We start from the raw sequence: 11773 nt of genomic DNA, 5'->3' as shown, positions 1-11773 counted from the left end.
ATAGCAGCAGGCGAGCACGGCATTACATGGCCGGCGCCTCATCCGGATTACATGAAACTAGCTGCCATGGCAGCCCCGGTAGAAATAAACGGAATGCATGATGAGTGGATTTCCTGGTTGATAAATGTAATGATGATCTACGTACATGGCAGTACGGCTTTTTCATTATTCAATAAAAAAATTAAACTTGAAGATGCGTACCTCCTGGTTTTAATTTAAAAAATCGATTTAGCAAAGCATTTCTAACAATTCGGCGATGATCTCTACGACTAATGAACTAAACAAGAGCTGAAAATAAAATGCTTGTTGGCGATCTTGGTTGACGACGATGTATTTAGTTTTTGGCTTAACGGTACAGCGGGAGCACACAAACAGGGCGGGTTCGATTCAGGTAGTGCTGTTACGTTTATGCGATTTTGGTTCTTTACTATAACAAGATATTACAAACAATAGCAGTATAATAGCAGTTGACAAGTTTGTGACAGAAGTATGACAGAGGTATTATAATAAAAAAGAGGCTGACGTCTACTTTCAGTCAGCCCCCATGCATTTATTTATCCTTATAAATTTCCACTTCAATTTTACCATCGGCAGTAACGGTGCCGCGATACATACCTGCGGTATTGAAAGGCATCGCCACGTTACCGTCTTTATCAATAGCAATGAGTCCTCCATCGCCGCCTAACTTAGGCACCTGCTTCATGATCAGCTCCGATGCGGCATCTGTTACGCTCAAATTCTTGTACTCCATCAGATCACTGACAGTTTTGGCCACTACCAAACGGATGAAATATTCGCCCCATCCTGTACAGGAAATAGCGCAGGTGGCATTATTAGCGTAAGTCCCAGCACCGATGATAGGACTGTCTCCTACCCTGCCGAATTTCTTGTTGGTCATACCGCCGGTAGATGTTGCCGCAGCCAGATTGCCTTGTTTATCTACTGCTACCGCTCCTACTGTACCGAATTTATGATCCTTATTTTCTATTCCCAGCAGAGAGGAAGATTTTTTCTGCAGCGTGGAATCGTGGTCCAGCTGCATTTTAGTAGAATCGGCTGCACGTACTTTCTGCAACGCTTTCCATCTGTCTTCTGTATAAAAATAACTCGGGTCTACGATTTCACATCCTGCCTGCTTTGCGAACTTCTCAGCGCCAGGACCAAACATCAGCACATGCTGGGATTTATCCATCACCGCCCTGGCGGCAGTAATAGGATTCTTCACCACCGTCACTCCCGCAACGGCGCCTGCCTGCAATGTTTTACCATTCATAATGGCCGCATCCATTTCATTCCGGCCTTCATTCGTAAATACAGCGCCTTTGCCCGCATTGAAGAGGGGATTATCTTCCATCACTTTCACGGCCGCTTCCACAGCATCCAAACTGCTTCCCCCTGATTTCAGTACTGCATAACCTGCCTCCAATGCTTTGGTGAGTCCGGCCTTATAAGCCGCTTCCTTTTCAGGCGTCATCTGGGATTTCAATATGGTTCCCGCACCACCATGAATGGCCATCACATAATGTGGTTTCTGTGCTACAGAATCCCTGTCCATCCCCACAGCAGCCTTGGATGGCCGGGAACCCATCACCAGCGCTGCAAACGGTAATATCAGTCGCTTTAACATTTTATGAACTTTTGGTATAAAAATAGAAGATATTTCTGCTTCTTGCTGCATGCTGATAGCAACTATTAATTATTTTTGCCGGATAAACTTAGCCGCCTGAAAAAAATACGGAAAATATTATCGGTGATTCTACTGTGTTTGTTGGGCCTCATCATATTGATCGGAATATTGGTAAACATTCCTGCTGTCCAGAATTTCCTGGTACATGAAGCTACCAACAGATTATCCGAACAATTGAAAACAAGGGTGGAAATCAAACATGTGAATATCCGGCTTTTCAACAGCCTGGACTTGGAAGGCGCGCTTATTGAAGATCAGCATAAAGATACACTCCTCTATGCTGGTAAGCTACAGTTAAGGATTACAGACTGGTTCTTCTTCCAGGATAAACCCGTGATCAAATTCGTAGGACTGGAAAATGCACAGGTAAACCTGCTCCGTCCCCGCAATGATTCTGTTTGGAACTATGCGTTTATCTCAGATGCATTCGGTACTGCACCTCCCAGTACTAACCGTAAACAGCAGAGCGGCATCTCCCTGGATCTCAAAAAAATCGACCTCCGCAACATCCGCATCAATCAAATCGATCAATGGGTGGGCGAAGATATGCGCGGTTATGCCAAACGGATTTACCTGGATGCCAAAAACCTGGACCTCAAAAAACATAATATCGATATCCAGGAAATTTCCCTGGACCAACCCAGCTTTATCCTCAGCAGCTACAGCTCCTCTCCGCTCCGTAAAAGACGGCCACGCGTGAATACGCCCGTTACATACGATAGCACTCAACTTCGCTGGAATGGCGCTAACTGGAAACTGCTGGTAAAAGAACTCACTATCAAAAATGGACTATTCGGGGTGGATAACCCTGAAGACTCTACGAAAATAGAAGATGGCTATTTTGCACCGCATCATATCCGCTTCGGTAATATCAACCTGTCACTCACCAATACCAGCATCTTCAAAGACAGCATCATCGGAGACCTGACATTCTCCACCCGCGAACGTAGCGGCTTTGAAGTAAAAAAACTGACCAGCAGGTTTAAAATGTCGCCCGTAGAGATGGAGTTCTCCCACCTCGATCTGGAGACCAACCGTAGTCATATCGGAGACTACTATACCATGCAGTACAGCGACTTTGACGATATGAGCGATTATATCGACCTGGTATATATGCGGGCCAATTTCAAAAATTGCAAAGTATCTTCCGATGATATCGCCTACTTCGCGCCGCCCCTTTCCTCCTGGAAAAAGGAAATCACCATCAATGGGAATGCACGCGGCCCGGTCAGCAACCTGAAAGCCTCAGATGTGGAACTGGAAGCCGGCAATACTACGCGATTGAAAGGCTCCCTGGAAATGCGCGGCCTTCCGGATATCAATGAAACTTATATCGACTTCCATACAGACGATCTTGTCACCACCGGCGCAGATGTCATGCAGATCATGCCCATTGTGAAAGATGTAGCCTCCAATGTACGTATAGACCGCCTTACCAATATTCGTTTTAAAGGAAGCTATACTGGATTCATCAACGACTTTGTGGCCTATGGCCAGTTCCAGACGAATCTCGGACAAGTGACGTCCGATCTGAACTTCAAAACCAACCGTGATGTGCCGGTATATTCCGGTAGTCTGACCACCAATAATTTCGATCTGGGTAGCCTTCTCAGTATCAGCGACCTTCAGGAAACGACCCTGAATGCCCGCGTAAACGGAGCCGGCTTTAACTTCAGAACGCTCAAAGCCTCCCTGGATGCCGATGTACAGAGTATTTCCCTCTATGGTTACAAATACCAGAACATCCGTACCAAAGGAGAAATGAACCGGAAATTCTTCAATGGCGCACTAACCGCCAATGATCCCAACCTGGATATGGATTTCTCCGGTACGATCGACTTCAACGAGGCATTACCAGTATTTAAATTCAACTCCGAAATCCGGAAAAGTGATCTTAAAGCGTTACATCTCGTAAATGATTCTATTACCCTGCAAGCCAAGCTAGACTTAAACTTCGCGGGTAGTAACATCGATAACTTCGAAGGGGTAGCCAGAATGTACGACGTATCTCTGTTTAAGGATAAGAGTCGCCTGGAATTCGATTCCCTCGCCATCAGCGCGCACACCGATAACGATCAGAAAACCCTTCTCATCAATGGTAGTGAAGTAGACGGCTATGTGAAAGGGAAATACAGTTTTCTTGAACTCCCGGATGCTTTCCAGTTCCTGTTATATCGCTACTATCCCAGCTATTTCAAAGCGCCGGTGAATAGTAATATCCGGGAAGATTTCCAGTTCCATTTCGAATTTGGCAATATCGCGAAACTCATCAGAGGCTTTACCAAAGCAGTTACCGGGTTCGATAACTCCATCGTAGAAGGTTCTCTCAATACCGCTTCCGGCAACCTGGCACTGAATGTACAAGTTCCAGAAGCCAGCTTCCTGGGTTATTCTATCCAGGACCTGCAAATCAAGGGAGCAGGAGACGCCCATAAAGTGAATCTCAGCAGCACCGTGAGTAAACTGCTGAATGGTACCAATGTGGTGTTACAGAACCCACTGATAATGGCATCTTCCGCCAATGATACTTCCTATATCAAGATGGATATGCAGGCGGAAGACACGAGCAGTCTGGATGGCTTTTATGCCCGCGTGATCACCGTACAAGAAGGGGTAAGAATACACTTCCTCAACAGTGCATTTACGGTCAATGAACGCCAGTGGAATGTTACGCCAGGAAATGAAATCTATTGGAGCAAGCATTTTCTGACGGTGAAGAATTTGCGCGTAACCCGCAATGATCAAAGTATCACGGTAGAAACAAACGAATTTAATCCGGACGAATCCAGGTTTATTATCACCCTGAAAAACCTGAACCTCGCAGATGTAATCCCTAGTCAACTCGTTTCGACCCGGATAGAAGGCGTTACGGATGGTACTATTAATATATCCGATCCCACCCAGAACCTGGATATCAATGCCTCTTTGCGTACCCGCGATTTGCGGATAGACAATGACTCCATTGGATTAGTAACCCTGGAAGGCGGCTATCTGCAACATACCGGCGTAGTGAATTTCTCATTGCAATCAGATAATACTGGTATGAACTTCATGACCCAGGGCCGTGTGGGCACTTCCAAAACGGATAAAGGAATTGATGCCGTTATCAATATGGGGGGCGCTAACATCAACCTGATGAATAAATACCTGGCGGGCTATGTACATGATCTTACCGGTTCCGTCTCTGGTAGCTTGAACATCACCGGTACCACCGACCTCCCTTCCGTAGTGGGAAAACTGGCGCTGGATACAGTAGGCGTAACCGTGGATTATCTGGGTACCCGTTACCGTATTCCTAAGCTGAATGTGAATGTAGACGACAACCTAATTGAATTCGGTAGCTTCACTGTAATTGATAAATATAATACTAAAGGCACCGCCAACGGGTATATCAGTCATGATCACTTCGATAAACTCAATTTCGACTTTGACGTAACCGGACGGAAATTCCTTTTCCTAAATACTACTGCGCATGATAATGACCTCTTCTATGGAGATGTGATCGCAGATGGAAAGGTATATTTCTCCGGCCCGCTGAATGATCTGCAACTGCATGTGCTGGCAAGGCCTATCCGCGGAACGCATTTCTATCTCCCTATATCCGATAGTAAAGATATCGGCAAGTACGAATACATTACTTTCAAGACCTACGGTACTGAAATAAAAGAAAACAAGAAGAAGAAAGACAATACCAAACTTACTGTAAAACTGGATATCGCGGCCAATCCGGATGCACAGATTGATGTGATTCTGGATGCTACAACGGGAGACATCATTTCTGCCAACGGAACAGGTAATCTCCAGATCATAGCCAATACTGACGGTGATTTCAACATGTTTGGTAACTATGAAATCAGTAATGGTTCCTATAATTTCACCTTCCAACGTGTTACAAGCTGGAAATTCGATATCGAGAAAAACAGTAGTATCAGCTGGAATGGCGACCCACGGGAGGCCAAGATGAATATCACCGCCAAGTACTCTCTCCCTAAAGTGAGCTTGTACAACCTGGTCGGTCAGGCAGCCACCCTCGCGGCGAACGATAAACTCGCTACCCGTCAGGAGAAAGTGGATGTATTGATTAATCTGCGCGGCGCCCTCATGAAGCCGGATATTACCTACTCTATTGAATTACCGGAGGTAGGCACCATGTCTTATGAAAGCGGTGTTGCGGCTAAACTGAAAGAAATCAATAACGACCAGAACAAGGCCCTCCTTCAGATATACGGATTGCTCATTGCCAACCAGTTCCTGCCAGATGATGCCGGCGGTGGCGCCAACGTGGGTATCACCGGTAAAAACAGTGTGGGGCAGGCTATTTCGGCACAAGCCTCCGCGATCCTTAATAATATTACCGGCGCTTTGCTTAAAGGAAGCGGCATCGGTATCAATGTGAACTATCGCGCGTACAACGTTGGCGGATTACCGGATAACTCCTCTGTGGATCGTAACCAGGTAAGTGCCGGCGTTACCAGTACCTTATTTAATAATCGTTTCCGCTTATATGCAGGCGGAGATTACGATTGGGGTAAAACCGCCACTTCGGCCAGCTCCAACCGTTTTGCGGGCGACTTCCGCATCGAATACTTACTGACGCCGGATGGTCGTTTCCGTATCAATGCCTTCAGTAAGTCTGATTATGACGTGTATAACCTGAACAACCGTACGAAATCTGGTCTGGGTATATCCTATGTGAGAGAGTATGACCGGTTCCTCGAGTTATTCAATCGTAATAAGACTGTGCGCAACAGGCAGCGGCCGGATAGTTCCCGTCATCTTCCGGATAGTAGCGTGATACAGCTGGCGCCTCCCCCATCGCAACATGAGGATAGTACGAAGAAATCTTCCGATGATAAATAAAATAAGGAGGGGCCGTGTCGAACGACACGGCCCCTCCTTATATAATATGGTATGAACAATTATCCTTTCAGGATTTCATGTCCGAGTTTATCTCTTTTTGTACGGAGGTAATTCTCGTTGTGTGGGTTGGGATGTATTTCGATCGGAACGTTCTCTACTACTTCCAGTCCGTAACCAAGGAGGCCAGCGCGTTTGCGAGGGTTGTTGGTGATAAGGCGGAGTTTGCAGATGTTCAGATGACGGAGGATTTGAGCGCCTACGCCATAATCGCGTTCATCCATTTGGAAGCCGAGTTCCAGGTTGGCTTCTACGGTATCGCGGCCTTCTTCCTGGAGTTTGTATGCTTTCAGTTTGTTCATGAGGCCGATGCCACGACCTTCCTGGTTCATATACAGGATGAGGCCTTTGCCTTCTTTTTCCACCATTTTCATAGCGGCGGCCAGTTGTTCGCCACAATCGCAACGAAGCGAGTGCAGGATATCGCCGGTTACACAGGAAGAGTGTACGCGTACCAGTACTGGTTCGCCTTTTTCCCATTCTCCTTTTTTCAGTGCCATATGGATTTCGCCGGTGTTCACCTGTTTGAAGGCGATCAGTTCGAAGTTACCATATTTGGTAGGCATTTGTACGCTAACGCCTTCTTCAATAAGGGTTTCCTTATTGAGGAGATAAGAAATCAGATCTTTTATGGAGATCAGTTTCATATCGAATTTGGTGGCGATTTCGCGGAGTTCCGGAAGGCGGGCCATGGTACCGTCTTCGTTCATGATTTCCACGAGAACGCCAGCGGGTTCCATACCAGCGAGGCGTGCCAGGTCAATGGCAGCTTCGGTGTGGCCGGAGCGGCGGAGTACGCCACCTGATCTGGCTTTGAGGGGGAAGATATGACCGGGTTTACCGAGATCTTCCGCTTTGGTAGCCGGATCGATCAATGCCTGGATGGTTTTGGCCCTGTCATGTGCAGAAATGCCGGTGGTGCAACCATGTCCGAGCAGATCTACAGAAACGGTAAAAGGTGTTTGGTGAAGAGCGGTATTATCCCTTACCATCAGGTCGAGGCCCAGTTCTTCACAGCGTTCTTCCACAAGGGGAGCGCATATGAGGCCGCGGCCATGGATGCTCATAAAGTTGATGATTTCAGGAGTTACGTTGCGGGCGGCGGTGATGAAATCTCCCTCATTTTCGCGGTCCTCATCGTCCACTACAATTACCAGCTTTCCGTTTTTTATATCTTCTATTGCAGCTTCTATTGTATCTAACATAAAAAAGTCCTTCGGTCTAGTAATAATTGAATGGCGCAAAGTTACGACAATTAAGTATGGAAAACTGAGCCATCGTATCTCGGTTGCTATGTTAAGATTCTGTTGTCGCAATGTTAATTACGCACTATCAATTTAACATATATTTCTTTGAATTAAAATAAGTTACCGTAAACAAACTTATCCGGGGTAAAGTTCAGTGCTGACGGCGGTTCCAGTTATTAACAATAAGGTAAATTTGACAGCCGCGAAATTTTAGCATTATTCTTTGGTAAACGTAATAGGATTAAAGCTTTTAATAAAAAGCTTCAAATTTTTTTTGCCCCCTTTAAGTTTTCAACAAGGCTCTTAACAATTTGTTAATACAGAGTTAAAATTTAACCATAAAAGTTGCGCATCTTTGCGCCATGAATCAAAATTCTCAAATCATGGGATTAAGAAAATTATTATTAACATTTTCTTTAATGCTTCTTGCCTTTGTCAGCTTTGGTCAGGTTACGACTTCAAGTGTGACAGGTAGGATTAAGGATGACAAGGGCGAAGGATTGATCGGCGCCACTGTAAAAGCTACACATATTCCTTCTGGAACAGTGTACGGTACAGTTACCAGAACCGATGGTAACTATACCATTCCGGGCATGCGTATTGGCGGCCCTTACAAGGTAGAAATATCTTTCATCGGTTTCACATCAGTTACCCTCGAAGGCATCAGCCTGAACCTGGGTGAACCATTTGTTATCAACCAAACGATGACTTCTGGTAAAGAATTAAAAACAGTTAACGTAGTAGGTAGCAAAGCTGCAAGCTTCAACCAAAACAAAACCGGCGCTAGTACTGTAGTAGGTCTTCGTCAGTTACAAACACTCCCTACCGTTACAAGAAACATCACTGACTTTACCCGCCTCACTCCTCAGGCAAATGGTAACGGTTTCGGTGGCCGCGATGGTCGTCTGAACAACCTGCAAGTGGATGGTGCTAACCTGAACAATAACTTTGGTCTGAACAGTGACCCTACTCCAGGTGGTGGTGCATCTCCTATTTCCCTGGATGCTTATGATCAAATCTCTGTTAATATCGCTCCTTATGATGTAAGACAATCAGGTTTTACTGGCGCTGGTATTAATGCTGTTACTAAAAGCGGTACTAACGATTTCCATGGTAGCGTTTATGGTTACTATCGTGACCAGAGCTTCAACGGTACTAAAGTTCACGACAATACCCTGACCCTGCCTAAGAGCGAAAACAAAATCTTCGGTGGTACCCTCGGCGGCGCCATCATTAAGAATAAATTGTTCTTCTTCGTAAGCGGTGAGTATGAGAAATCTTCTGCTCCTGGTATTACCTGGCAGCCTACTCCTACTGGTTTTACTGGTACTCGTCCGGCAAACATGTCAGCTACTCCTGCAGATTCTCTGAAGAAACTGTCTGACTACCTGATCAGCAAATACGGTTACAACCCAGGTACTTACACTAACTTCCCTGCGTTCGAAACCAAAAACCATAAGATCCTCGCTAAAGTTGACTGGAATATCAACAGCATCCACAAACTGACGCTGAAATATTCTGACTTTAAAGGTTCTGACAACAGCATGTTGAATGGTAGCTCGATTCCTAACTCTACTACCGGTAACGCATTTGTAATTGGTGGTGGCGCTTCAGGTATCTCCCGTCTGCCAAACAACCGTTTCAGCAACCAGTCTATGGCTTTCTCTAATTCTAACTACGGTACTAACCACTGGGTTAAATCCGGTAGCTTGGAATTAAACTCTGCATTCTCTAACAGAATGTCAAACCAGTTCATCATTACCTACACTAAGAACCAGGATACCCGTTTCTCTATGGGCGATGTGTTCCCAACTGTAGATATCATGGATGGTACCGGTAAAAACTATATCAGCTTTGGTAGCGATCCTTTCACCCGCAACAACGATGTTGTAAACAACATCTTCAACGTTACGGATAACTTCACCCTGTATAAAGGCGATCATACCTTCACTGCTGGTATCTCTTACGAATACCAGAAATTAGGTAACATGTTCATGCCTGGTTCTGCTAGCTATTATATCTATAATACCCTGGCTGACTTCATGAACAATGCTGCTCCTGCTTTCTACGCAAATACTTACACCCTGGTACCTGGCGATTCTGCCATCTACTCTGCTAACCTGAAAATCGGTCAGCTGGGTGCTTATGTACAGGATGAGTGGAACGTTAGACCAAACTTCAAACTGACAGTTGGTTTACGCGCTGACCTGCCAATCTACCCTTCACAGCCGCTGGAAAACCCAGCTATCACTGCACTGTCTTTCCCTGACAAAGACGGTAACATGACTCACTTCTCTACCGGTAAATGGCCTAACAGCAAACTGCTGCTGTCTCCAAGAGTTGGTTTCAGATGGGATGTACTGGGTGATAAATCCCTGATCGTTCGTGGTGGTACTGGTATCTTCACTGGTAAAATTCCTTTCGTATACCTGACCAACATGCCTACCAACTCCGGTATGTATCAAAACCAGGTGGTACTGAACAAAGCTGCTGATCTGGCTGGAATCACTTTCAATCCAAATGCAAGCGCTTACCTGAGCAAATTCCCTACTTCTCCTTCTCCTGTTGCTCCTTCAGGTTTCACCCTGGTGGATCCTAAATTCAAATTCCCTCAGGTTTGGAGATCTAACGTAGGTATCGATAAAGCCCTGGGCGGCGGTTTCACTGCTACTTTCGAAGCGATGTTCACCAAAGACATCAACGCGGTAATTATGCGTAACCCGAACCTGCTGGCTCCAACCAAAGAACTGGCTGCCGGCGGCGACGATCGTCCTTGGTACGGTATCCTGGCTAACCAGTCAGATAAATACCTGAATAAAGGCCAGACTACTGTTGTGATCATGGAGAACACCAGCAAAGGTTACTCTATGTCCTTCACCGGTCAATTGAGCAAAACCTTCTCTAACGGTCTGTATGGTTCCGTAGCTTATACTTACACTAACGCTAAAGACGTTACTGGTAACCCAGGTAACCAGGCAGCTTCTATCTGGCAGTCTAACCCTAACGTGGGTACTTCCAACTCCCTGGAACTCGGACCTTCCCAGTACGCTATGCCTCACCGTGTAGTTGCAAACGTTTCTTACAGAAAAGAGTATGCTAAGCACTTCGCTTCTACCCTGTCTCTGTTCTACGAAGGTTCTAACCTGTCTACCATCAGCTACGTAGTGAATGGTGATATCAACGGCGACGGTAACAGCTCTGCTGACCTGATGTACATCTACAAAACTGGCGCTGAAGTGAACTTCTCTCAGTACACTTACAATGCTGGTAAACCAGATCAAAAAGTATTCACTGTTGCTGACCAACAGGCTGCTTACGATCAGTTCATCAACAGCAGCAAATACCTGAAAAAACACAAAGGCGAATACGCTGCAAGAAATGGCGCTGTTCTTCCTTGGTACAACAGACTGGATGCCCGCTTCCTGCAGGACTTCTACCTGACTACCAAAGGCGGTACCCGTCATACCCTGCAATTCAGCGTGGATATGCTGAACCTGCCTAACCTCCTGAGCAAAAACTGGGGCGTAAGACAACAGACTACCCTCAACAACCCTCTGGTTAGTAAAGGTGTAAACGCAAATGGTACTGTTAACTACCAAATGGCTAACATCGGTGGTACCCTCGTAAACAATGCTTACCAGGATAATATTTCCAACCTGAGCACTTGGGGTATGCAACTGGGTCTGAGATATTCTTTCTAAGATTCATCTACATCTCATAAAAAAGAGGCTGTATCAAAATCTGAAGTGCCCCCAAAAGTTTAGACACTTTTGGGGGCATTTTTATGAGTGCAAGAAAGAAACACAGTTTTGCCTTTAAGGTAAAAGCAATCAGACTAGTGGAAAAGGGTCAGAGCATTATGTCCACATCGGATGACCTGGACATAAGCCCTTCATTACTATTAAAATGGTGGGATTACTAT

General features: G+C 45.7%; 6 protein-coding genes. 4 read left to right on the top strand and 2 right to left on the bottom strand.

Annotated features, from left to right (window positions below):
* Positions 1–51 precede the first annotated feature (51 nt).
* Positions 52–219 carry a hypothetical protein gene (locus tag CLV59_RS29110; RefSeq protein ID WP_211323835.1) on the top strand — a complete coding sequence of 56 codons (168 nt, stop codon included), beginning with the start codon at positions 52–54 and terminating at the stop codon, positions 217–219.
* A 331-nt stretch (positions 220–550) separates the two neighbouring features.
* Here CLV59_RS29110 and CLV59_RS12315 read toward each other — a convergent pair whose 3' ends face one another.
* Complete coding sequence (locus CLV59_RS12315) at positions 551–1627, bottom strand: isoaspartyl peptidase/L-asparaginase family protein (protein ID WP_245950860.1); 1077 nt, start codon at positions 1625–1627, stop codon at positions 551–553.
* Positions 1628–1750: 123 nt separating this feature from the next.
* Between CLV59_RS12315 and CLV59_RS12310 the strand changes: the two genes are divergently transcribed.
* Positions 1751–6547: a translocation/assembly module TamB domain-containing protein gene (locus CLV59_RS12310; protein ID WP_146616178.1), complete on the top strand. Its 4797-nt coding sequence runs from the start codon at positions 1751–1753 to the stop codon at positions 6545–6547.
* Positions 6548–6606: 59 nt separating this feature from the next.
* Here CLV59_RS12310 and CLV59_RS12305 read toward each other — a convergent pair whose 3' ends face one another.
* A complete protein-coding gene (locus CLV59_RS12305) occupies positions 6607–7809 on the bottom strand; it encodes a bifunctional 3,4-dihydroxy-2-butanone-4-phosphate synthase/GTP cyclohydrolase II (protein ID WP_111592349.1) in 1203 nt (400 codons plus the stop codon).
* A 461-nt stretch (positions 7810–8270) separates the two neighbouring features.
* Between CLV59_RS12305 and CLV59_RS12300 the strand changes: the two genes are divergently transcribed.
* Both CLV59_RS12300 and CLV59_RS29435 read left to right on the top strand, forming a co-directional pair.
* Positions 8271–11552: a TonB-dependent receptor gene (locus CLV59_RS12300; RefSeq protein WP_170137723.1), complete on the top strand. Its 3282-nt coding sequence runs from the start codon at positions 8271–8273 to the stop codon at positions 11550–11552.
* 83 nt (positions 11553–11635) lie between these two features.
* The coding region (locus tag CLV59_RS29435) for a transposase (RefSeq protein WP_146616177.1) at positions 11636–11773 on the top strand (138 nt) is incomplete at its 3' end.

This window comes from Chitinophaga dinghuensis (assembly GCF_003259435.1).
GTDB classification, from domain to species: Bacteria; Bacteroidota; Bacteroidia; order Chitinophagales; family Chitinophagaceae; genus Chitinophaga; species Chitinophaga dinghuensis.
The sequence above is the reverse complement of the archived record's forward strand: the minus strand, read 5'-3'. Positions and strand labels throughout refer to the sequence as shown.

What these genes read in the sequence shown, in the direction of transcription:
- CLV59_RS29110 (WP_211323835.1), top strand. Translation starts at nt 52, where the DNA reads ATGAAACTAGCTGCCATGGCAGCCCCGGTAGAAATAAACGGAATGCAT.
- CLV59_RS12305 (WP_111592349.1), bottom strand. Translation starts at nt 7,809, where the DNA reads ATGTTAGATACAATAGAAGCTGCAATAGAAGATATAAAAAACGGAAAG.
- CLV59_RS12315 (WP_245950860.1), bottom strand. Translation starts at nt 1,627, where the DNA reads ATGTTAAAGCGACTGATATTACCGTTTGCAGCGCTGGTGATGGGTTCC.
- CLV59_RS12300 (WP_170137723.1), top strand. Translation starts at nt 8,271, where the DNA reads ATGCTTCTTGCCTTTGTCAGCTTTGGTCAGGTTACGACTTCAAGTGTG.